The 20,635-nt window shown below is 65.7% G+C and carries 22 protein-coding genes and 1 pseudogene; 18 read left to right on the top strand and 5 right to left on the bottom strand.

The features are described from left to right. Positions 1-108 precede the first annotated feature (108 nt). The 13 genes from F6X51_RS21115 to F6X51_RS21055 all read left to right on the top strand — a co-directional run bounded on the left by F6X51_RS21115 (position 109) and on the right by F6X51_RS21055 (position 10,786). A complete protein-coding gene (locus F6X51_RS21115) occupies positions 109-849 on the top strand; it encodes a biotin/lipoate--protein ligase family protein (RefSeq protein ID WP_150965653.1) in 741 nt (246 codons plus the stop codon). Next, positions 846-1,406, top strand: coding sequence for a DUF6505 family protein (locus F6X51_RS21110; protein WP_150965652.1), 561 nt, complete (start codon positions 846-848; stop codon positions 1,404-1,406). Before F6X51_RS21115 ends, F6X51_RS21110 begins: the two co-directional genes overlap by 4 nt. After that, positions 1,403-2,407 (top strand): DUF6352 family protein, encoded by a 1,005-nt coding sequence (locus F6X51_RS21105; protein WP_150965651.1) that lies wholly within the window; start codon positions 1,403-1,405, stop codon positions 2,405-2,407. The genes F6X51_RS21110 and F6X51_RS21105 overlap by 4 nt, the downstream gene beginning before the upstream one ends. A gap of 14 nt (positions 2,408-2,421) precedes the next feature. Beyond that, positions 2,422-2,940, top strand: a complete 519-nt coding sequence (locus tag F6X51_RS21100; protein WP_150965650.1) for a DUF3305 domain-containing protein — start codon at positions 2,422-2,424, stop codon at positions 2,938-2,940. Next, positions 2,937-3,665 carry a DUF3306 domain-containing protein gene (locus tag F6X51_RS21095; protein ID WP_150965649.1) on the top strand — a complete coding sequence of 243 codons (729 nt, stop codon included), beginning with the start codon at positions 2,937-2,939 and terminating at the stop codon, positions 3,663-3,665. Before F6X51_RS21100 ends, F6X51_RS21095 begins: the two co-directional genes overlap by 4 nt. Positions 3,666-3,774: 109 nt before the next feature. Then, the gene (locus tag F6X51_RS21090) at positions 3,775-4,395 is read left to right on the top strand and encodes a TorD/DmsD family molecular chaperone (RefSeq protein WP_246696930.1); all 621 of its coding nucleotides are present in this window, start codon (positions 3,775-3,777) and stop codon (positions 4,393-4,395) included. A 66-nt stretch (positions 4,396-4,461) separates the two neighbouring features. After that, positions 4,462-4,680: a formate dehydrogenase gene (locus F6X51_RS21085; RefSeq protein ID WP_150965648.1), complete on the top strand. Its 219-nt coding sequence runs from the start codon at positions 4,462-4,464 to the stop codon at positions 4,678-4,680. Positions 4,681-4,687: 7 nt separating this feature from the next. Beyond that, positions 4,688-7,630, top strand: coding sequence for a formate dehydrogenase subunit alpha (locus tag F6X51_RS21080; protein ID WP_150965647.1), 2,943 nt, complete (start codon positions 4,688-4,690; stop codon positions 7,628-7,630). Between the two features lie 15 nt (positions 7,631-7,645). After that, on the top strand, positions 7,646-8,242 hold the full coding sequence (fdh3B, locus tag F6X51_RS21075; RefSeq protein ID WP_150965646.1) for a formate dehydrogenase FDH3 subunit beta: 597 nt from the start codon (positions 7,646-7,648) through the stop codon (positions 8,240-8,242). A gap of 44 nt (positions 8,243-8,286) precedes the next feature. Continuing rightward, a complete protein-coding gene (locus tag F6X51_RS21070) occupies positions 8,287-9,303 on the top strand; it encodes a formate dehydrogenase subunit gamma (RefSeq protein ID WP_407658659.1) in 1,017 nt (338 codons plus the stop codon). A gap of 44 nt (positions 9,304-9,347) precedes the next feature. After that, complete coding sequence (locus tag F6X51_RS21065) at positions 9,348-9,569, top strand: hypothetical protein (RefSeq protein ID WP_150965644.1); 222 nt, start codon at positions 9,348-9,350, stop codon at positions 9,567-9,569. A 56-nt stretch (positions 9,570-9,625) separates the two neighbouring features. Next, the gene (locus F6X51_RS21060; protein ID WP_246696929.1) at positions 9,626-10,174 is read left to right on the top strand and encodes a hypothetical protein; all 549 of its coding nucleotides are present in this window, start codon (positions 9,626-9,628) and stop codon (positions 10,172-10,174) included. Between the two features lie 372 nt (positions 10,175-10,546). Next, positions 10,547-10,786: a DUF6894 family protein gene (locus F6X51_RS21055; RefSeq protein WP_150965642.1), complete on the top strand. Its 240-nt coding sequence runs from the start codon at positions 10,547-10,549 to the stop codon at positions 10,784-10,786. Positions 10,787-10,882: 96 nt separating this feature from the next. On the opposite strand, the gene F6X51_RS21050 is transcribed toward F6X51_RS21055, so the two are convergent. The 5 genes from F6X51_RS21050 to F6X51_RS21030 all read right to left on the bottom strand — a co-directional run bounded on the left by F6X51_RS21050 (position 10,883) and on the right by F6X51_RS21030 (position 16,577). Further along, complete coding sequence (locus tag F6X51_RS21050; RefSeq protein ID WP_150965641.1) at positions 10,883-11,455, bottom strand: GAF domain-containing protein; 573 nt, start codon at positions 11,453-11,455, stop codon at positions 10,883-10,885. Positions 11,456-11,676: 221 nt separating this feature from the next. Further along, positions 11,677-12,336 (bottom strand): hypothetical protein, encoded by a 660-nt coding sequence (locus tag F6X51_RS21045; protein ID WP_246696928.1) that lies wholly within the window; start codon positions 12,334-12,336, stop codon positions 11,677-11,679. Continuing rightward, entirely contained in the window at positions 12,333-14,594 is a 2,262-nt protein-coding gene (locus tag F6X51_RS21040) for a xanthine dehydrogenase family protein molybdopterin-binding subunit (RefSeq protein ID WP_150965640.1), read from the bottom strand. Before F6X51_RS21040 ends, F6X51_RS21045 begins: the two co-directional genes overlap by 4 nt. 1 nt (position 14,595) lies before the next feature. Continuing rightward, positions 14,596-15,057 carry a (2Fe-2S)-binding protein gene (locus F6X51_RS21035; RefSeq protein ID WP_191970198.1) on the bottom strand — a complete coding sequence of 154 codons (462 nt, stop codon included), beginning with the start codon at positions 15,055-15,057 and terminating at the stop codon, positions 14,596-14,598. Between the two features lie 539 nt (positions 15,058-15,596). Further along, positions 15,597-16,577: a LysR family transcriptional regulator gene (locus tag F6X51_RS21030; protein WP_150965639.1), complete on the bottom strand. Its 981-nt coding sequence runs from the start codon at positions 16,575-16,577 to the stop codon at positions 15,597-15,599. Positions 16,578-16,712: 135 nt separating this feature from the next. On the opposite strand from F6X51_RS21030, the gene solA reads away from it, so the two are divergent. The 5 genes and pseudogenes from solA to F6X51_RS28715 form a co-directional block, all read left to right on the top strand. Beyond that, entirely contained in the window at positions 16,713-17,906 is a 1,194-nt protein-coding gene (gene solA, locus F6X51_RS21025; RefSeq protein WP_150965638.1) for an N-methyl-L-tryptophan oxidase, read from the top strand. 44 nt (positions 17,907-17,950) lie between these two features. Further along, positions 17,951-18,769, top strand: a complete 819-nt coding sequence (locus F6X51_RS21020; RefSeq protein ID WP_150965637.1) for a transporter substrate-binding domain-containing protein — start codon at positions 17,951-17,953, stop codon at positions 18,767-18,769. 114 nt (positions 18,770-18,883) lie between these two features. Beyond that, positions 18,884-19,630 carry an amino acid ABC transporter permease gene (locus F6X51_RS21015; protein WP_150965636.1) on the top strand — a complete coding sequence of 249 codons (747 nt, stop codon included), beginning with the start codon at positions 18,884-18,886 and terminating at the stop codon, positions 19,628-19,630. Continuing rightward, positions 19,627-20,472, top strand: coding sequence for an amino acid ABC transporter permease (locus tag F6X51_RS21010; RefSeq protein ID WP_150965635.1), 846 nt, complete (start codon positions 19,627-19,629; stop codon positions 20,470-20,472). Before F6X51_RS21015 ends, F6X51_RS21010 begins: the two co-directional genes overlap by 4 nt. 14 nt (positions 20,473-20,486) lie before the next feature. Next, positions 20,487-20,635 (top strand): annotated as a pseudogene (locus tag F6X51_RS28715) (peptide ABC transporter ATP-binding protein); the annotation flags it as partial.

Raw genomic sequence — 20,635 nt, 5'->3', positions numbered from 1 at the left:
CCAAAACGGCAGGCCTGTGGCCTCCGTGAGCTTGTCCCGGCCCCTTATACTCGAATAGGTCCAAACTGCGATTCCCCAGATGGGCGCAGGCCTTACCCGACGCAGACCATGACCGGCTCCGAACACGCGACCCACGGCGGGACCTACGGGACCGCCCTCGTCCTGCCGCCGCTCTTCACGGGCGTCGCGGCGGCCGGCCCCGGCGCGGTGTTCGCGCAGGCCTGCGCGCTCGCCGGCCCGGAGACGGCCGGCACCCTGGTCCACGCCGATGACGGGCGCGACCTCGCCTTCGCGGTGGTCCTCGTTCCGGCCGAGCCCCTGCGCACCGCCCGCCGGGCCTTCCTCGTCTGCATGGGCGCGCTCGCCGACGCGATCGGCTCCCTCGCGCCGCCCGAGAAGGCGATCCGCTTCGGCTGGCCGGACGTGGTCCGCTTCAACGGGGCGATCCTCGGCGGCGGCCGCCTCGCCTGGCCTCGGGATTGCGCGGAGGACGCGGTGCCGGACTGGCTGGTGTTCGGCGCGACCCTGATCGTCTCGAAGCGCCACGCGGGCGATCCCGGCCTGACCCCGGACTCGACCTCGATCGAGGAGGAGGGGTTCCCGGTCGAAGATCGCGGATCGTTCATGAAATGTTCCGCTCAATTCCTGATGCGCGCCTTCGCGATCTGGGGCGAGGACGGCTTCCCGCCCCTCGCCGACGCCTACCTGTCGCGCCTCTCCGGCGACGCCGCGCCCTGCGCCATTACCGAGACCGGCGACTGCATCACGGGCGCCCGGACCCTGCTCCTCCGGCCCGCTCTCGAGGCCGTCGCCTGGTGCGATCCCGAGACCGGGAGCCCCCGCCTGTGAGTGCCCTCAAGCTGCTCCGGACCCTGCGCCTCGACCCATCCGACACCTTCGTTTTCGCGCATCCGGCCGAGCCCGGCGAGTGGGCCGTGACCGGCTCGTTCCTGTTCTACGACGTTGATCCGTCAGCGCTTTCTCCCAAGGAGCGGGCGGCCTTCCGGTCCGGTTTCGTGGGCGTCGGATCCTTCGGCTTCTCCACCCTCGTGGTGGTCAGCGAGGCGAGCGAGGCCGAGCGCGAGGCCGCGGTCGCCGCGCTCGCGCGCCACATCCGCGAGCGGCTCGGCGCCCCCGACCTCGAGACCGCGCGCGCCGCCGCCCGCGAGGAAATCGCCGTGGCGGCCTCGCTCTGCGCGCCGCCCCTCAACACCGTCATCGCGATGAACCGCAGCCTCGCGGACGGCGCCCTCCGGGAACGCTTCCGGACCCTGCAGCGCCGCGTCGCCACCCCCGCCGCCGACGGGCTCCACGCTCATGCCCGCGCCTTCACCTTCGTGGAGACCGACGACGAGCCCGAGGAGACGGTCGACCTCCTCGGACTGATGGACAAGGGGCGGGAATGACCGAGTTCTGGGTTTCGAGCGGGCACCACCTCGCCGGGCGGACCGCCGGAGGCGGCCTCGCGGTCACGGACGAACTCCTGCTCGCTTATCTCGCCCGGCCCGAGCTGATCCCGCCGGACGAGGCCTGCGCGGCCGAGCGGGCGCTGCACGCGAGCCTGCTGGCCGATCCCCGCCGGCCGGTGTCGCGGGCCGAGATCGCGGCCCTCGCCGACCCGGATGCCGCCGAGAACTGGGAGGTGATCCTCGCCTTCCGCGACCGGCTGCTCGCGGCACGCTCGATCGAGGCGGCCTATCTCGATCTCGTGCGCGGCAACCTCGCGGGCACCCCTCCGCTCTTTCTCAACCAGCTCGTCCACCTGATCCTGCGCAACGCCCTCGACGGCTGCGAGGACCCCTACGTGCTGCGGGCGGCGGAGCTGTTCTTCCGCCCCCAGCGGATCTCGCTCAGCGACGGGGCGACCCTCCTCGCCGACGCCGAGATCGTCGAGGTGCGCGCCGCCGGCGCGGCCCAGTCGCCCCTGATGGCGATGTTCGGGCACGAGCCGGCCTCCGAACTCGACGTGATGACGGACGAGACGGCCTGGACCTACTGGAGCCGCTCGGATGCCTTCACGATGGCGCTGAACATGTCCGCCAACCCGAAGAGCCGCGAGGGTCTCGCCCGCGCGATTGAGGCGTGGCTGCGCCATCTCCTCGGGCTCGAGGCGCATGTCGAGCCGCTGGCGCGGATCGAGGATCGGGATTGGCGCTGGTTCGTCGGGCTCGACGCCGAGGCGACCCGCATCGGCAACGCGCTCTGGCGCGGCGAGAGCATCGAGCCCGAGGCCGCGACGCGCGTGCTCGCGCTGTTCCGCATGACCCTTTTGGACACGTCGCGCGTTGACCCGAAGGTTGCGGGTCACCCGATCTACCTCCTGCTCGCCATGAACACGGGCAGGCTCGTCACCCTCAAGCCCCAGAACCTCGTCGCCGGTCTGCCGCTGGCATCCGGGCACGCCTGAGCGGAGCGTTCATCGTGGAAACCACGCCGGCGGACCGGTTTCAGGTTGGGGTGATCGTGGCCAAGCGCCGCCTCAACAATCCCTGGGTCACCCACCAATGGCTCCCGGTCGGCGCGCTGCCGGCCGTGCCACCGGTCGCGCCCTGGACGCGGCTCGCGACCACCGAGGACGAGGAGACCTTCTACGCCGGTGCCTACGAGGTTCGGCTCCATATCAGCGAGACCGCGCATTACCGAGACAACTTGGTCTCCGGTCGTCCGAGCCTGTGGGTGTCGCTGCGCCAGATCGCCGGCGAGGCGTACGAGATCGCCAGCGTCACGGCCGACCCTTACGAGGGCGAGGCGCTGGCCGAGGGCATCGGGGAAATCGTCGAGCCGGTGCCGATGCCGGAGACGCTGCAGGCATCGATCGCCGAATTCATCGCGGCCTTCCACATCGAGCGCAGGTTCGAGAAGCGCAAGCGCGACAGGGCGGATCCGGAGGCGCTCGCACGGCAGAACATGCCGGCGAGATCGACCGGAGAGCGCGAATGAGCGGGGGCGATTTCCTGTCTCGCTGGTCCCGCCGGAAGCGCGACGTCGCGGAGCGCGAGGCGGAGCTCTCTGGTCCGCCGCAGCCGGCGGCGCTGGACGGCCCTGACGCCCCTCCGAACGAGACCTCAGGCACGCCGGACGGCAAGGTTGCCGACCACCATACGGAAGGCACGGGCGAGGCGCTCACCCCGGAGGAGATCGCGCAGCTTCCGTCCCTGGACGAGGTCGGGATCGATACCGACCTGACGCAGTTCCTGCGCGAGGGCGTGCCCCGTGTCCTGCGGAACGCGGCGCTCCGGCGGATGTGGTCGCTCGATCCGAGCATTCGCGATTACGTCAGCGAAGCGCGGGAATACGCCTATGACTGGAACGTCCCGGGCGGCGTTCCGGGCTACGGACCCCTCCTGCCGAGCGACGATGTCCAGGGCATGCTCGAGCGGATCATCGGTGGCGTGACCAAGCCCGGCGCAGACATCGGGGAAGCGGTCGCGGCGCGTGCCGATGCCTCTTCTGGAGCACCCGGGATGGCTGCGTTGGCGCCGGAACCCCAGGTGGCCGACGGCTCGGCGACTGCCGCCCTGGGCCCTGAAATGCCCGCCGACGCAACCGCGCTCGCGGCATCGTCGGAGGCCACCTCTTTAATCCCGGCCGACGATGGAGATCTTCGACACAAAGTCGAGGATCTGTCACCCGTGCGACGCCATGGCGGCGCGATTCCAATTTGAATGGCTCAAAAGTGAGATTGCGGCTGTCTGGAACGCGTTTATAGTGTGCACAATGAATTCGGTCCGCGGGGGCGCTCGCGGGTTGAGGGGTGTGATGCAGCCGAGTGGCATGTCGGGTGAAGACCGGGCTGAGAATGGCTTCGGCGCGGTGATGGCGGTCGATGAGATTGATCTGCTGCGTGCTCGACATTACGACCTTCTCGCGACTCTTCTCGGACGCGCGCCCTGTGAGCGTGTGCTCGCTCAGGTCTCCGATCTGAACGGGGACGAGACCCCTCTCGGTCTCCGTTTGGGTGCGCTCGGTCAGGCGGCCCGTGGGGCGGATCCCCAGGCTCTCGAGCGCGACTTCTTCGACGTCTTCATCGGTGTCGGACGCGGCAAGCTTCTGCCCTTCGCCTCCTACTACCTGACGGGCTTCCTCAACGAGCGACCGCTCGCGCGGGTCCGCGAGGATCTCGGCGTTCTGGGTGTGGAGCGCAGTGACGGGACGAGTGAGCCCGAGGACCACGCCGCAATCCTCCTCGAAGTGATGGCGGGGCTTGCCGCGCGGCGGTTCGATGCGGAGCCCGGCTTCGAGCGGCGCTTCTTCGAGCGGCACTTGAAGCCCTGGGCCCCGCGTCTTTTTGAGGATCTCGAGGCGTCGGCTGTCACAGAGTTCTATCGCGCCGTCGGCGCACTCGGGCGGCACTTCCTCGAGATCGAGGTCGAAGCGTTCGCGATGGATGCCTGAGGGCGTTCTGGACAGAGCGCGGGCGACGCTGCTTGGTGAGAGAATGATGGGTTCGGAGGGTTGAGGATGCGACAGGAAAAGAAGGGCGGGATCGGGCGCCGACAGTTCTTTCGCACCATCGGCGGCGGATCGGCCGTCGCGGCGGCAACCCTGATCTCGCCGATCTCGACGACGGAAGCGCAGGCCTACGATCCCGGTTCCGAGGAGACGAAGGCCCGTTATCGGGAGACCGATCACGTGAAGGCCTTCTACCGCACGAACGGCTACGAGACCTTGAAGAAGTGACATCGCGATGCTGATCAAGCGCAAGAGCGGCGAAGCGAGCCGCACGAAACATCAGGCCGTCGCCGCCGGACTGGCCTCGGGCACACTCGATCGACGCGCGTTCCTGCGGCGCTCCGGCCTCGTGGCCGGGGGCCTGGCCGCGGCGGGCTCGATCCAACTCGGCTCGGTGCGCAAGGCGCAGGCCGCTGGGTCCTCCGTGAGCGGGCCAGAGGTGACGGTCAAGAAGAACATCTGTACGCACTGCTCGGTCGGCTGCACCGTGACGGCCGAGGTCGTGAACGGCGTCTGGGTCGGCCAGGAGCCGTCCTTCGCGAGCCCGATCAACCGCGGCACGCACTGCGCCAAGGGCGCCGCCATCCGCGAACTCGTTCACAGCGACCGCCGCCTGAAATACCCGATGAAGCTCGTCGGCGGCCAGTGGACCAAGGTCTCCTGGGAACAGGCGATCGACGAGATCGGCGACAAGATCACGGCCATCCGCGAGAAGAACGGCGCCGACGCCGTCTACTGGCTGGGTTCCGCCAAGTTCACCAACGAGGCCGCCTACCTGTTCCGGAAGCTCGGAGCATTCTGGGGCACGAACTCCGTCGATCATCAGGCGCGCATCTGCCATTCCACCACGGTCGCGGGCGTGGCCAACACCTGGGGCTACGGCGCTCAGACGAATTCCTACAACGACATCCGCAACGCGCGGACGATGATCATCCTCGGCGGCAACCCGGCCGAGGCACACCCGGTCTCCATGCAGCACGTGCTGTCGGGCAAGGAGATCAACCGGGCCAACATGATCGTCATCGACCCGCGCTTTACCCGGACGGCGGCTCACGCCACGGAGTACGTGCGCATCCGCTCCGGCACCGACATTCCGGTGGTCTGGGGCATTCTCTGGCACATCTTCCAGAATGGCTGGGAGGACAAGGAGTTCATCAAGAACCGGGTCTACGCCATGGACGATGTCCGCAAGGAAGTCGCCAAGTGGACGCCCGACGAGGTCGAGCGGGTGACCGGCGTTCCGGGCGAGCAGCTGAAGCGCGTCGCCCAGCTCTTCGCCACGCAGAAGCCCTCGACCCTGATCTGGTGCATGGGCGCGACCCAGCACACGGTCGGCACCGCCAACGTCCGGGCTCTGTGCATCCTCTGCCTCGCCACCGGTAACGTCGGGAAGCCGGGCACGGGCGCCAACATCTTCCGCGGGCACACCAATGTCCAGGGCGCCACCGATATGGGCCTCGATGTGACGTCGCTGCCCCTTTATTACGGTCTCGTCGAGGGGGCCTGGAAGCACTGGGCGCGCGTGTGGGAGGTCGAGTACGACTGGCTGCAATCACGCTTCGACGAGGTGCCGGCGCAGGCCGGCCGCAAGGCACGCAGCCGCAAGGAGAACATGGAAGCGCCGGGGATCACCTCGACGCGCTGGTTCGATGCGGTGAACCTGCCGGCCGATCAGGTCGATCAGAAGAGCCCGATCAAGGCCATGATGGTGTTCGGCCACGGCGGCAACACCGTGACGCGCCTGCCCGACGCGATCACGGGCATGAACAACCTCGAGCTTCTCGTCGTCGCCGATCCGCACCCGACGACCTTCGCGGCACTCGATGCCCGGAAGGACAACACCTACCTCCTGCCGATCTGCACGACGCTCGAATGCGACGGGTCGCGCACGGCCTCGAATCGCTCCCTGCAATGGGGCGAGCAGATCGTGAAGCCGGCCTTCGAGTCGAAGTCCGATTACGAGGTTACCTACCTGCTGGCGAAGAAGCTCGGCCTCGCCGAGAAGCTGTTCAAGAACATCAGGGTCGAGAACAACGTGCCGCTGGCCGAAGACCTCCTGCGGGAGATCAACCGCGGCGGCTGGTCGACCGGCTATTGCGGGCAGAGCCCGGAGCGCCTCAAGGCGCACATGAAGAACCAGGCCAAGTTCGATCTCGTCACGCTACGCGCACCGAAGGACGATCCGGAAGTCGGCGGCGACTATTACGGTCTGCCCTGGCCGTGCTGGGGCAAGCCCGAGCTCCGTCACCCCGGTACGCACATCCTCTACAACAACGACCTCCATGTGAAGGACGGCGGCAGCGCCTTCCGGGCCCGCTTCGGCGTCGAGCGCAACGGTCAGACGCTGCTGGCGGAAGACGCCTTCAGCAAGGGCTCGGACCTGACCGATGGGTACCCCGAATTCACCATGGGGGTGTTCAAGAAGCTCGGCTGGGACAAGGATCTGACGGCCGAGGAGATGGCCGTCATCACGCGGGTCGGCGGCAACACCATCGACGCGGTGAGCTGGGCGACCGACCTGTCGGGCGGCATCCAACGTGTCTGCCTCGATCACGGCGTGGTGCCGTTCGGCAACGGCAAGGCCCGGGCGAATGCCTGGAACCTGCCCGATCCGGTGCCCGTCCACCGCGAGCCGATCTACACGCCGCGTCCCGATCTCGTGGCCAAGTACCCGACGCGTCCGGACGAGCGTCAGTTCCGGATGCCCAATATCGGCTTCACGGTGCAGAAGGCGGCGGTCGACCGCAACATCGCGCGCGATTTCCCGATCATCCTCACCTCGGGCCGCCTCGTCGAGTACGAGGGCGGCGGAGAGGAGACGCGCTCCAATCCGTGGCTCGCCGAACTGCAGCAGGAGATGTTCGTCGAGATCAACACCAGGGATGCGGCCGATCGCGGCATCAAGGACGGGGCCTGGGTCTGGGTGTCGGGTCCCGAGGACGGGACTCAGACCAAGGTCAAGGCTCTGGTGACGGACCGGGTCGGCAAGGGCGTGGCCTTCATGCCCTTTCACTTCTCCGGCTGGTACCAGGGCAAGGACATGCGCCAGTACTACCCGGCCGGCACGGACCCGGTGGTGCTCGGCGAGAGCGTCAACACGATCACCACCTACGGTTTCGACCCCGTTACAGGCATGCAGGAGCCCAAAGCCGCCCTGTGCCAGATCCGCGCGGCGTAAGAGGACGACGTCAACATGGCTCGCATGAAGTTTCTCTGCGACGCGGACCGCTGCATCGAGTGCAACGCCTGCGTCACGGCCTGCAAGAACGAGCACGAGGTGCCCTGGGGCATCAACCGGCGCCGCGTCGTCACGCTCAATGACGGCAAGCCCGGCGAACGCTCGGTCTCGATGGCCTGCATGCATTGCACGGACGCGCCCTGCGCGTCCGTCTGCCCGGTCAACTGCTTCTACACCACCGCGGATGCGGTGGTCCTTCACTCGAAGGACCTCTGCATCGGCTGCGGCTACTGCTTCTACGCCTGCCCCTTCGGCGCGCCGCAATATCCGAGGGTCGGCAACTTCGGCTCACGCGGCAAGATGGACAAGTGCACCTACTGCTCTGGCGGCCCCGAGCCGGACCTCTCGACCATCGAGTACGAGAAGTACGGCTCGAACCGTCTCGCCGAGGGCAAGCTGCCTCTCTGCGCCGAGATGTGCTCCACCAAGGCCCTGCTCGCCGGTGACGGCGAGATGATCGCGCAGATCTACAAGGAGCGCGTGATCAAGCGCGGCTACGGATCGGGCGCCTGGGGTTGGAAAACCGCCTACCGCGAGACCGTCGCGATCTGATCGCATCCGGATCCACGACAGGCTTCAAGGGAAGGGAACGGCCGATGCGGCTGGGAACCATGCTCACGAGGACGTTCATCGCCGCCACGGCGCTCATGGCTGTCGCCGCGATCGACGCGCCCGCTCGCGCGCAGGCGCCGACGACGGCGCCGAACCCGACGGCGGATTCCGTCAACGAGGATCTGCTCTTCAAGCAGGATCCCAAGATCCACGGCCGGATCTCGATTCCTGACCAGAAGGCCGCCAACCTGATCCAGCCGCAGGGCCGGGAATGGCGGGGCTTCCATGAAGGCTGGATGCCGTGGATCGGCGCCGCCGCAATCCTCGGCATGATCGCGGCGCTCGCGCTGTTCTTCTTCACGCGGGGTCGGATCAAGCTCGAGCACAGCGAGGAATCGGGAAAAAAGATCCTTCGTTTCAATGGCTTCGAGCGGTTCACCCATTGGATGACCGCGACCTGCTTCGTCATCCTCGCGCTGTCGGGCCTGAACTACATCTTCGGCAAGCGCCTGCTGATGCCGCTCATCGGACCGGAAGCCTTCGCGACCCTGGCCCAATGGGCGAAGTACAGCCACGTCTATCTCGCCTGGCCCTTCATGCTCGGCATCGTGTTCATGCTCGCGGTCTGGCTGAAGGACAACATTCCGAACAGGATCGACTGGCAGTGGATCAAGGCCGGCGGCGGATTCATCGGCAAGGGCCACCCGCACGCGGAGCGCTTCAATGCCGGCCAGAAGGTCGTTTTCTGGATGGTGACGGGTTTCGGCGCCGCCATGGGCATCACCGGGCTGATGATGCTGTTCCCCTTCTACGCCACCGACATCAACGGCATGCAGATCATGCAGGGTCTGCACTCCCTGATCGGCGTGGTCTTCATCGCGGCGATCCTGGCCCATATCTATATTGGATCGCTCGGCATGGAGGGCGCCTACGACGCCATGGGCAGCGGCGAGGTCGACCTCGCCTGGGCACGCTCGCACCACGACCTCTGGGTCGAGAAGGAGCAGGCCAAGACCGCGAGCGGACCGCAGCTGCGCCCGCATCAGGCCCCGGCCGAGTAAGGCCGGTCTCGGACATCTCAGCGGGGCTGAGGCAGGAGAGTGTCATGAAAGCGTTCGCTGTCGCCGTGATCTGTGCCGTGGCGCTCGGCATCGCGGCGTCCTACGTGCTGGCGACGAGCCAGAAATTCGCCTGGCAGGCCTTCTCCACCACGTCCGCCCGGGTGTCTCAGCCCGGCACCAACCTCGTCGGGCCGCGCTGGACCGGCGACGTGAAGGGCCCGCACGACGAGGTTGCGGGAGACCCGCAGCCGGGCAAGCGCTCCTAGGGCGCAGCCGTCGCCGGCCGATGCAGGCTCGACAATTCAGGATGGGGGACGGGACGATGAAAGCAACTGCAGGTGTGGCGCTGGCCCTGTTTCTGAGCCCCGGCGCCGCCTTCGCGCAGGCGGGCGAAGCCCCGGGGGGGCGCACGGGCAAGCCCGCCAACATCTGCCAGGAACTCGTCGCCTTCGTGCATCCGCCCGCGCCGGCCGCGGCGCCCGCCGGGTCACCGGCGCCCCAGGCCGCGACGGCCGTGCAGGCGCCCGCGCAAGGCCAGCCGGCGCCCGCGGCCTCATCGGCCGCCGGGGAGCCGCAGCAGAAATCGGGACTGAGCGGCCCGGTCGCCCAGACGGGGCCCGGTGCCTCGGGACCTCAGGGCGATGCGCAGAAGGCCGCGGCCCCGGCGGCGCCACCGCCGGCGACCGCCGCGACGGGGGCGCCGAAGCCCTCGCCGGAGATGATCGAGCAGGTCGATGCGGCCGCCCGCGACAACAACATCGTCGGCTGTCGGGACAGCGCTCGCAAGATGCGGATCGCCGGCGTCGCCCTTCCGGCGCCGCTACTGGCCCTGGCGGCCCTCGATCTCAAGTATCTCCAGGCCGCGCAATAGCCCTCGCGCCGAGGTCCGGCGGTCCGCCGCGGGCGCGCGGCCGCCTGGAACAAATCATATGACGGTTCACGCCTTGCGGGCGCTCTCGCCCGTCACTGCGTCGTCCACGGTGCTGGCGGAGACTGAGACGTCGCGGCACCAGCATCCTCGATCGGCCGGCACTGGTGACCGGGCGTCGGATCTGTCTGAGGCGCGCGTCCGGGCTCGACCTGAACAACCTGCGGTCGCACACGTCCGCCCCGCGGGCCTTGACTCACGTTCTTGTCCGCGCCCGCCATACTGTCTAATGGTAGACGATCGTTGGCGGTGATCGCGGCGGTCAGCGCGTGAGAGACGGAGTGTGCCGCCGCCTCCTCGACGCGGAGGGTTCTCGTGGCGCGCTATTTCTTCGACGTTCACGACGGCGTCTGGAGCCGCGACAACACCGGGACCGAGTACGCCACGGTGGAGGAGGCCTACCGGGAGGCCAAGCGCCTCCTGCCCGACATCGCGCGGCACGAGGTGCCGAATGGCGGGCACCAGCACATCTACACGGTCCTGGTGACCAACGAGGAGGCCGTGCCGATCTACACCGCGAGCCTGTCCTTCGCGGGCCTACCCCTGACCTCCTGAGTGCTGACGGCACCGGCGGGGCCGCGCCCGAGCCCTGAGGCGGGACGGAGGGCGATCGGAGCGGACCTCCGCATGGCCATCGCCTTCGGCGCCTCCTCACGGCCCGAGAGAGGCGGCCTCGGGCAACCCGGGAGGCGAGAGGGTGTCCGGCGCGGGGGCGGCGCCGAGCGCCGGGTCCTGCCGCGTCGGCTGCGATCGGGTCAGCGCCACGGTCGCCATGTCGGCCAAAGCCTGCAGGCGCCTCACCGTGTCCGCGTCGGGATCGACCCAGGCGGACCAGTAGGCGCCCAGCGCCGCCACGGGGACCGGCGACCCGATCGGAACCATCACGAGGCTGCACATCGCGCAGGCGCGATAGGCCGCGACCGGCAGCCGGGAATCGCACTCGATGTCGGGGACGACGGCAGGCCGACCGTGCAGCATCACCCAGCCCGAGATGCAATCCTCCAGCCGGAAGCGCTGTCCCCGCCACAAGGGTCTGATCGCATCCTCGGCCACGTAGTGGCAGAACGCGCCGTCCCGCAGCACCACCGAGATGCCGTCCGAGCCGGCAATCTCGCGCGCGGTCTCACGCAGCACCGAGACCACGGCATCGATCGACGACACCGCCAGCAGGCGGGCACGGGCGCTCTCGAGCCGCGGGTGGGCGTGAACCATGGGAGCGACCATAGCCTGCCTTCCAGTCCGATGCACCCACGCGGGTCGAGGTGCCGATCCGCGGGCCTCACCACGATGGCCGGGCGCGTCGGAGGCCGCGGATCCCGCGCGCGGTCGGTCTGGCGCGGGGAGTATGGCGCTCTGCGGATCGATCAGGCGCGTCGGATGAAGGATCCGGGATCCATGTCACGGGTCCAATGCAAGATTACACCCTCAGGAAGATCCAGTTCGGATCAGCGGGGGCAAGGCTGTCCGGCAGCGCCCCATAGGGCCACATCCTTGACGTGATCCTCGAAACTGCCCGGGGGCGTGCTGCGGCCGGCGCCGGGTTGCCACGCGCGGGGAATGAACCCGTTCAGCGATGCGTCGTGCCGCAGATGCTCCAGCAGGCCTGCCGTGTCTCGGCCTCCGTTGCGCTTGGCATCCTTGAGCTGTTCGCAGATCTCGGCACCGGTCTTGTCGAACCAGAGAAACTCCACGGGGGCGAGTTGCCAGTCGATCCCGGACCGCAAGGGCGCCGGCGCCGGCTCGTTCGGATCCGTCGAGGTGATGTGGCAGGTTGAGCAGGCGATCGTCTCGGCGCCGATCCGACTTTCGCCGGCATGAATGTTCATGCCGTGGGCCCGGGTCTTGGTCTCGCCGGCCGGGGTCCACATGGGGATTCCCGCGGCATCGACATGGCAGTTGGCGCATCGCGGATGCGTCACCACCGCCTCGATCCGCGTCCAGGCTTCGAGCCCCGCCTGAGAGCTGACACTGCCGGACGGCAAGACGTCCTTCGCGGACTGGTCCGCGGCGTCGTCCTTGGCCTCGACGAGCGCCGTGAGGGCGAGGGCGGCGCAGGCCGAGAGGGCCGCGGCGATCAGAAGGCTTCTCATCGCGCGCTCCCTCAAACGAAATCGATGGACTTGTTGAACGGCATTTCCCGGATGCGTTGACCGGTCGCCGCGAAGATCGCGTTGGCGAGCGCGGCCGCCGCCGGCGGCACGGGCGGTTCGCCGATTCCGCGGACCTTTCGGTCATTCTCGAGCCCACGGACCTCGATCACCGGACATTGGTACATCCGCATGGCTTCGTGGTGGTGGTAGTTGGTCTGCTGGACGGCGCCGTCGGCGTAGGTCAGCTCGCAATTGACCGCGTGGCCGAGTCCCCAGACGATGCCACCCTGCACCATGTTCTCGAAATTCACGGGGTCGACGACCTTGCCGACATCGGCGGCGACCCAGACCTTATCGATCTTGATGCCCCGGGCCGTCGCAGTCACCTCGACGATCTCCGCCACCGGTGTGCCGAACGACTCCACGAAGGCCACCCCGCGCCCCTTGCCGTTGCCGAGCGGCCCCTGCCAGTTCGCCATCTCGCCGACGGTCTCGAGCACTTTCCGGTAGTTCGGCACGGAGCACATCGCGATCCGCGCCTCGAGCGGATCGAGCCCCGCTGCGTGGATCAGTTCGTCGATGAAGCTCTCGGTGAAGAAGCCGGCCGTCGAAGCCCCGACCGAACGCCAGGTCGTGCACGGCGACAACCCTCGCGCCTCGTAGCTCGCCGCCCGGAAGTTCGGGATGTCGTAGTAGACGTTCCAGATTCCGACCTTCAATTGCTCGTCGGGATCCTTCGAGGGCGTGCCCATTCGCTCCAGGAGTCCCTTGAGCGGTGCCGTCGAGGCAAGCTGCAGGTCGGCCGCGACGATCTTGCCATCGGCCACGCTGCCCCGGTAGCGGGCGATCGCGATCTGGCGCGGGATATCCTGGAGGAAGTCCTCCTCGCGCGAGAAGACGAGCTTGACCGGCGTCCCGCGCATCTGGTCGGCGATCTCGGCGAGCACCCGGACGTTCTCGAATTCCAGGCGGTGCCCGAAGCTGCCACCGGTCCATTGATTGTGGAAAGTCACCTGTTCCGGCTTCAAGCCGGCAGCCGCTGCCGCGATCTGCTGCACGGATTGCGGCGATTGGTGGCCGAGCCAGACATCCATCCCCCTCTCGGTGACGAGGGCGATGCCGTTCAGCGGCTCGAGCGGCGCATGCGCGAGGTAGGGGGCGCGATACTCCGCCTCGACGCGTGTGCCGGTCTTCAGGCCGGCGTCGATATCGCCGGTCTTGCGCCACTCCTTGCCGAGGAATTCCGGGGCAAACGAGGCCCCGAGGACCTTCCAGTGATCGGCTTGTTCGGCGGGATAGGGCGAGGGCGCCCACACGCAGTCGACGGCCTCGGCCGCCTTCATGGCGTACCAGCTGTTCGTCGCGATCACCGCGATGCCGTTGGTCAGCTTGAGGACCGTCTTGACCCCCGGCATCCCCACGGCCCTGCTGGCGTCGTAGGCCGTGATCGGCTGACCCTTGTTCGGGTTCAGCTTGACCGAGGCGAACACCATTCCGTCGAGCTTCAGGTCGATCCCGAACTTCATTTCGCCCGTGACCTTCGGGCGGATGTCGAGCCGCTCCATCGGCCTGCCGACCATCCGCCAGCGGGATGCATCGCGCAGCGTCACGGCCGTCACCGGCGGGATCCTCGCCGCGTCCGCCGCGAGGTGGACGTAGGGAATGGTGGTTCCGTCCGGCAGGATCACCTGGCCGGATCCGGTGCGCAGATCGGCCACAGGCATGCCAATCCGCTCGGCCGCAGCGGCCTTCAGCGTCTCGCGCGCGACCGCGCCGGCCATGCGCAGCTTCTCGTAGGTGTCGGGGATGGTGCTCGAGCCGCCGGTCATCTGCAGGCCGGTCTTGCGCAGATATTCGAGCGTGGCGGCACGCGCCGCCTCGGCCGCCTCGCTGTGGTCCGCGGCGAGGAACGGCGCGAACTCGTCCGCGAAGCCGGTGTTGAAATAGGCCGGGCTCGGTCCGGCGAAGCGAATCTCGAACTGGCCAGGATCGAGGTCGAGTTCCTCGGCGATCAGGACGACTTGGATCGAACCGACGCCCTGGCCGATATCGGCGTGCTGGGCGATCAGGGTGATCTTGTCCGGACCGATCTCGACCCAGGGATTGAAGGCGACGGCGTTCGGCCCGAGGCCGGCGGCCAGGGGATTCGCAGCCGGTGCCGGAGCGGCGACCTGCTCGGCCTGGGCGACGAAGGATCCGAAGGCGACGCCCCCGGCAACCGCCGTGGAGCCGATCAGGAAGGCTCGGCGAGAGATGTCCGGCAGCGCGCCCATCTCACCGCTCCGCCATCTTCGCGGCGGCCGCGTGGATCGCGGTGCGGATGCGCGCGTAGGTGCCGCATCGACAGAGGTTCCCCGACATGACCAGGTCGATGTCCTCGTCCGTCGGGTCGGGTTTCAGCTCGAGGAACGAGACCGCCTGCATGATCTGACCGATCTGGCAGTAGCCGCATTGCGGGACCTGATGCTCGATCCAGGCCTTCTGGACCGGATGGAGATCACCGTTGCTCAGCCCCTCGATCGTCGTGATCGGCTTGCCGGAGATTGCGCCGACCGGGGCCTGGCAGGATCGAACCGCTCGGCCATCGACGTGAACCGTGCAGGCACCGCACTGGGCGATGCCGCAACCATATTTCGCACTGGTGATGCCGAGCTCGTCGCGCAGCACCCAGAGCAACGGCATCTGTGGGACGACATCGACCTGATACTTGGTACCGTTGACCGTCAGCTCGATCATCTCAACGCCCTCCCAAGTTCTCAGCTTCGCCCGCAAGCCAAAATGGTATGTCCAACTTCTTACATTGGCTATGAGCTGTACCGGCTACGGTTCGGGCCCAGCAGGTTATTGATGTCGCGCGGCAATTCAAGTCGGTGGCAGCGCACTCGAAGTCCTTCGCAAGCCCGTGCCGGAGGCCGCTCCTGCCGCAACCGGGTCACGCCGCCGGAGCGAGCGACGGGTCGTCCGTGCAGCCCTTGGCTCCGCCGCCATCGGACGTCCCCCGATTGCCTTCGGCGAAGCAATGGCCTCGAGCGCATCCAGCGTACAAAACTCTCGCATCCGGACGCGATCGTCGCGCATATACGCGTCGCACGGGCGGCCGCCCCAGGATTGCGAATCGTCTCGAACGACCGCCAAGGCCGACCCTGACGGATGAAGCCTCTCGGGCACCGAGCAGATGAAGGATTCAGTCCGGAGAACGAATCGCGGAGGAAGAGACGCAAGGTGCCGAGAGGTTCGACCTGGCGCCAGTTTCTCTTGCGTGTTCTTCGTGAAGGTTATTCGCCGGCAGGGAACAGGCTTTCAAAATCACGCCTCAGCCAATGCGCAAGTGTCAGAATTCGGGGCATTGCCCGAGTTCGGGTAATATTCTGAGCCAAGGCGGCAATCCGGGGTGCGAGCGAGGGCACGTTGCCACGGCGCGTGACGAGCAGCAGCTCACGGGAAAAGCCAGGTCCAGGCAGGGGTAGGACATCCACGTTCGCCGCATGAGCAATGCCCTGAAGCAAGCACAGGGGTGTTGTTATGGCAACGCCCATTCCGGTCGCGACCATCCCGATGAGCCCGTCAGAAGTGTCGAACTCGAAAGCTCTCGGAGGTTGGATGCCGAGCCGCCTGAGATGTCGTTCGACCTGCGATCCCACATACGATCGTTCGCTGTGGCGAACCAGTCGGTGCCGTTCCAAGACCTCACGGAGGTCGAGTTCAGCAAGCATCGCTCCAAGGTTTCGTGGGACGATCAGGAGATAGGGTTCACGGAACAACGGATAGCGCTCGACATCATCGAGATCTTCCATGGCATCGCATGTGATGGCCGCGTCGATGGCACGACGCATCAGCGCCTCTGCATGCGAGGCGGCAAGCCCCGACCAGGCCGATAGGCTGAGCGCCATCGCGCCGTCGACGAGCTCTTGGACAAGATGCGGTCCGATGGTCCCTGCGAAGGAATCGACCATGCCCAAGCGAAGGTCAATCCGTTCAGGCAACGCGGCCATGGTCCGTATTGAGCTGAGCAGCGCATCAAAATCGCGATTCAAGTCGTGTATGCGGCTCGTGAGAACGCGGCCGGCAGAGGTCGGCATCAGCGGGCGGCGGCTGCGGTCGAGCAACGGTACGCCGACCGTCATCTCGGCCCGCCGGATTGCCTGCGAGACTGCAGACTGCGTGAGTCCATATCGGCGGGCAACCTCCGTCACGCTGCCCGTTTCGGCTACGGCCGCAACCACCTGCAGGGTCTTCAAATCGAGCAGCGGTTCCATCGGAGCGTCGCATTCCATAAGTCCAATTCATGATATATATCAATCTCGCTTCATCAAAGGCATTTTTCTTGCCATTCCTGTTCTGTTGCCGTCATTTGGAGCCTGGATAGATTTTAGGCAGAGAAGATGGCTTCGATGACTGATCGCGTAGACTTCGTTGTCGTCGGTTTGGGCGCGATGGGCAGCGCGGCCCTCTATCAGCTGGCGAAACGCGGTGCGAAGGTGATCGGTCTCGACCGCTTCGCCCCGCCCCACACGATGGGCTCAAGCCACGGCGAAACACGCATCACGCGACAAGCTGTCGGGGAGGGACAGAACTACGTTCCCCTCGTCCTGAACTCCCACCGGATCTGGCGCGAGTTGGAGGCAGAAACCGGCGAGACGCTGCTTCACGATTGTGGCGTGCTGGTCATGGCACCAGGCCATGGTGAGACTCTCCACCACGGCATGAAAGACTTCGTCGCTCGTTCGATCGAGGTTGCAGAAGAGTTCGGCATTCCTCACGAAGTCCTGGACGGTGCTGAGGTCAATCAGCGTTTTCCGCAATTTCTGGGCTTGTCGCGTGATGACAAGGCCTATTACGAGCCCGGCGGTGGCTATGTCATGCCTGAAGCTTGTATCGCGGCGCAGCTCAAGCGCGCTGTCGAACTGGGCGCGAGGGTTTGTACCAACACCGAAGTTTTTGCAATCGAGCAGGATGCGGCAGGCGTGCGCATCGAGACGTCTGCAGGTACCGTCCTGGCTGGGCAGGTGGTGGTGTCCGCCGGAGGATGGATCGCCCCTCTGCTGGGCGAGCCCTTCGACCGCCTCCTGACGGTGAACCGTCAGGTGCTTCACTGGTACGCCCTCGACGACACGAAGGCTTACGGCCCTGACGCGCCGGTTTTCATCTGGATGCACGGTTCAGCCGAGACCGATTACCTCTACGGCTTCCCGCCGATGCCAGGCGACCCTCGCGTCAAGGTGGCGACCGAGCAATACGAAGCCAACACCACCGCGGAGGAGATGAGGAGAGACGTCAGTTCCGGCGAATCTGCCGAGATGTACCGCCAGCATGTGCAGGGACGTCTCGCGGGAACCACGCCAGAGGTCGTCCAGGCCGCCGCCTGCCTCTACACGGTCACTCCGGACCGCGGCTTCATCATCGACTGGCATCCTCGAAAGGACAGGGTCCTTGTTGTCTCCGCCTGCTCGGGGCACGGCTTTAAGCACTCGGCGGGAATTGGCGAAGCAATCGCTGACTTGCTGACGGAAGGGCAAAGCAAGATCAGCCTTGAGCCCTTTTCTGTCGCTCGATTTGGTGAGCAAGCTACCGCTCGTCGGCTTTGACGGCTCTGTTCGATCTCCTCTCACATCAATGAAGGCGTGTACTCATGAATGCGACCACACGATTTTCGGTTTTGGCAGCATCGGCCTTCGCGATGCTCGGCAGCGCGATCGCGGCTGATGGGGTCGACGCGATCAAGCAACGCGGCACGCTCAACGTCGGCGTGAAGGCCGATTACCGACCCTTCGGCTTCCGTGACCCGAATGGAAAAATCGTAGGGATTGAGCCGGACCTCGCAGCGGATGTCGCCAAGCGTCTTGGCGTCAAGCTGGAACTCGTCCCGGTCGTTTCCTCGAACCGGATCGAGTTTCTGCAGCAGGGCAAGGTCGATCTTCTGATTGCCACGCTGTCCGATAAGCCAGAACGCCGTCGGGTCGTCCAAGCGATCGAGCCGCTGTATTACTCCGATTACGTGAACGTCCTCGTTGCCAAAAAGGCGGGCATCAAAGACTGGGCCGACTTGAAGGGCAAGCCGGTCTGCGCGACGTCCGGCGCTTGGTACAACAAGGACGTGGCCCGCACCTACGGTCCGCAGATCGTTGCGTTCGACGGCTCCGAGAAGCCGTTGTTCGCGATGAAGCAAGGCAACTGCATCGGTTACTTGTACGACCAGACTTTCCTTCAGGGAAAACTGCTCGATGACGAGTGGAAGGCGGATTTTGCGCTGCCGCTGAAGGGTGTTCTCGACGCGCCATGGATGATGGCAGTCGCGACAGGAAATACGAGCCTTCAGACGCTCCTTGAAAATACCACCAAGGACTGGATGAAGAATGGCTTCATCGTGGATGCCGAGAAAAAATGGGGCATTGCTCCAACGGACTATTCGAAGGCGATGCACGAAAAATACAAGAGCGAGCTCAAGTAATGGATCCGGCTCGACCTTTTGCAGATTTACAGGTCGAGCCGGGGTAGGGCTCTGGTTGACCGGCTTCCAGTTTGATTGCCGAGGCTCTTCGCCTCGAACGCGAAGGGCTGCGCGATGAACGTCATACCGGATTGGTTCAAGTCCCTTTACGAGGCAATAGGGCTCAACTTTTCTGTCTTCTACGACCCCTACGATTGGGATCGCTACTTGGATGGTCTCAAGATGACGCTGATTCTCAGCGTCACCACGATTCTCCTGAGTTTAATCATTGGGGCGATCGGAGCACTCCTGCAGACGGGACCGTCGCGGATCCTACGCGCGTTCATCAACGGCTTTGTTGTCATCTTCCGCAACACGCCGCCGCTGGTCCAAATCTTCTTCTTTTACTTCGGACTTGGCACATTGCTGCCGGCGACGGAGACCGCCTCCGGGATGCGTGAGCCGCTCTTGAGCAACACGCAGTGGGCGATCGTCTCCCTCTCGCTCTTCGCGGCAGCCTTCAACGTTGAGATCTTCCGCTCTGGCATCGAGGCGGTGCCGAAAACAACCGTCGAGGCGGCCGAGGCCCTTGGATACACGCGCCTCAAAGCGTATTTCTACATCATTCTGCCACTTGCGTTGCGCGTCTGCCTTCCGGCGCTCAACAACAACCTCGTAAACCTTTTGAAAACGACAACTCTGGCTTACGCCATAGCGGTGCCGGAGACACTCTACCAGGTGAAGCAGATCTGGTCGGAATCCCAGAACGTCTTCGAGATGATGGTCGTCCTACTGGCGACATACGGCATCCTCGTTGGTGTTCTCGTCTTCATCATGCACCGCTGGGAACGCTCCCTCCGCATTCCGGGGTTTGGCCAATGAATCTCGACACGGGAAGGCGGGACATCCTGCCAGTCATGCTCCCCTGCAAAGTGGCATCGACATGGATCACCCCGCGTCTTACGCCTACTCTAGGTTTGCTCCTTTGTATCGGAGGGGTGCTACTCGCATCGTCAGCCTGGGCGCAAAACGGTGAGGCAGTTCTCTCGCCGCTCCAGGTTATCATCAAGTGGGCGCCCCTCCTCTTGTCAGGATTCGCCTTCAACATCGCGATCTCTCTTCTGGCGATGCTGATCGGCACATTGGCAGGTGTCGGTCTCGGTCTCGCGATGCTGACGCAACAGCCGATCCTTCGCCGCATTGCTTGGGCAGTGACTCAGTTTTTTCGCAATGCGCCCTGGCTCGTGCTGCTGTTCTTCGTGATGTTCTTGGTGCCGTTCCAAGTGACAATCTTCGGAATGACCATTCCACTTCCTGATTGGCTCAAGGCGACACTCGGGTTCGCGTTACCCGTTATGGCCAATGTTGCGGAGGTCGTGCGCGGCGCGGTCCGCTCGGTCCCCACGACCCAATGGGAGGCGGCCGATTCTCTCGCGTTCACCCGTCGCCAGATCATGTGGCGGATCATCCTACCTCAATGCGTCAAGCGCATGCTCCCGCCTTGGATGAACATCTACGCCCTCGTCGCGATGGCCACGGTTCTTGCTTCGATTGTCGGTGTCTCCGAGATGCTCACTCTGACCGCGCAGGTTCATGCGGCAGAAGGTGGAAGACCCGAGCTTTTCGCTCCGCTCTACGGCTTCGCGCTGCTCTGCTTCTTCCTCTACTGCTATCCGATCAATCTCTGGACTGCCCGCCTCGAGCGGCGCTTCCAAATTCGCTGAGGATGCGCTTCACCATGGCCAACGGATGGACCACCGCTTCGCCGATCGTGCAGCTTGCCGACGTGCGGAAATCGTTCGGAACCTTCGAGGTTTTGAAGGGCATCAGCCTCGACGTCAAAAAGGGCGAGGTGATCTGCATCATCGGGCCGTCCGGCTCGGGCAA

It is taken from the genome of Methylobacterium planeticum, from assembly GCF_008806345.1.
Lineage (GTDB): Bacteria > Pseudomonadota > Alphaproteobacteria > Rhizobiales > Beijerinckiaceae > Methylobacterium > Methylobacterium planeticum.
Note: the sequence above shows the minus strand (reverse complement) of the source record. Positions and strands in the feature narration are given on the sequence as shown.

Excerpts from the sequence above, each read along its gene's own strand:
- F6X51_RS21010 (WP_150965635.1), top strand. The coding sequence starts at position 19,627 with ATGAATCTCGACACGGGAAGGCGGGACATCCTGCCAGTCATGCTCCCC.
- F6X51_RS21085 (WP_150965648.1), top strand. The coding sequence starts at position 4,462 with ATGCGACAGGAAAAGAAGGGCGGGATCGGGCGCCGACAGTTCTTTCGC.
- F6X51_RS21030 (WP_150965639.1), bottom strand. The coding sequence starts at position 16,577 with ATGGAACCGCTGCTCGATTTGAAGACCCTGCAGGTGGTTGCGGCCGTA.
- F6X51_RS21090 (WP_246696930.1), top strand. The coding sequence starts at position 3,775 with ATGTCGGGTGAAGACCGGGCTGAGAATGGCTTCGGCGCGGTGATGGCG.
- F6X51_RS21065 (WP_150965644.1), top strand. The coding sequence starts at position 9,348 with ATGAAAGCGTTCGCTGTCGCCGTGATCTGTGCCGTGGCGCTCGGCATC.
- solA (WP_150965638.1), top strand. The coding sequence starts at position 16,713 with ATGACTGATCGCGTAGACTTCGTTGTCGTCGGTTTGGGCGCGATGGGC.
- F6X51_RS21115 (WP_150965653.1), top strand. The coding sequence starts at position 109 with ATGACCGGCTCCGAACACGCGACCCACGGCGGGACCTACGGGACCGCC.
- F6X51_RS21035 (WP_191970198.1), bottom strand. The coding sequence starts at position 15,057 with ATGATCGAGCTGACGGTCAACGGTACCAAGTATCAGGTCGATGTCGTC.
- F6X51_RS21015 (WP_150965636.1), top strand. The coding sequence starts at position 18,884 with ATGAACGTCATACCGGATTGGTTCAAGTCCCTTTACGAGGCAATAGGG.
- F6X51_RS21040 (WP_150965640.1), bottom strand. The coding sequence starts at position 14,594 with ATGGGCGCGCTGCCGGACATCTCTCGCCGAGCCTTCCTGATCGGCTCC.
- F6X51_RS21105 (WP_150965651.1), top strand. The coding sequence starts at position 1,403 with ATGACCGAGTTCTGGGTTTCGAGCGGGCACCACCTCGCCGGGCGGACC.
- F6X51_RS21050 (WP_150965641.1), bottom strand. The coding sequence starts at position 11,455 with ATGGTCGCTCCCATGGTTCACGCCCACCCGCGGCTCGAGAGCGCCCGT.
- F6X51_RS21080 (WP_150965647.1), top strand. The coding sequence starts at position 4,688 with ATGCTGATCAAGCGCAAGAGCGGCGAAGCGAGCCGCACGAAACATCAG.
- fdh3B (WP_150965646.1), top strand. The coding sequence starts at position 7,646 with ATGGCTCGCATGAAGTTTCTCTGCGACGCGGACCGCTGCATCGAGTGC.
- F6X51_RS21020 (WP_150965637.1), top strand. The coding sequence starts at position 17,951 with ATGAATGCGACCACACGATTTTCGGTTTTGGCAGCATCGGCCTTCGCG.
- F6X51_RS21095 (WP_150965649.1), top strand. The coding sequence starts at position 2,937 with ATGAGCGGGGGCGATTTCCTGTCTCGCTGGTCCCGCCGGAAGCGCGAC.
- F6X51_RS21060 (WP_246696929.1), top strand. The coding sequence starts at position 9,626 with ATGAAAGCAACTGCAGGTGTGGCGCTGGCCCTGTTTCTGAGCCCCGGC.
- F6X51_RS21070 (WP_407658659.1), top strand. The coding sequence starts at position 8,287 with ATGCGGCTGGGAACCATGCTCACGAGGACGTTCATCGCCGCCACGGCG.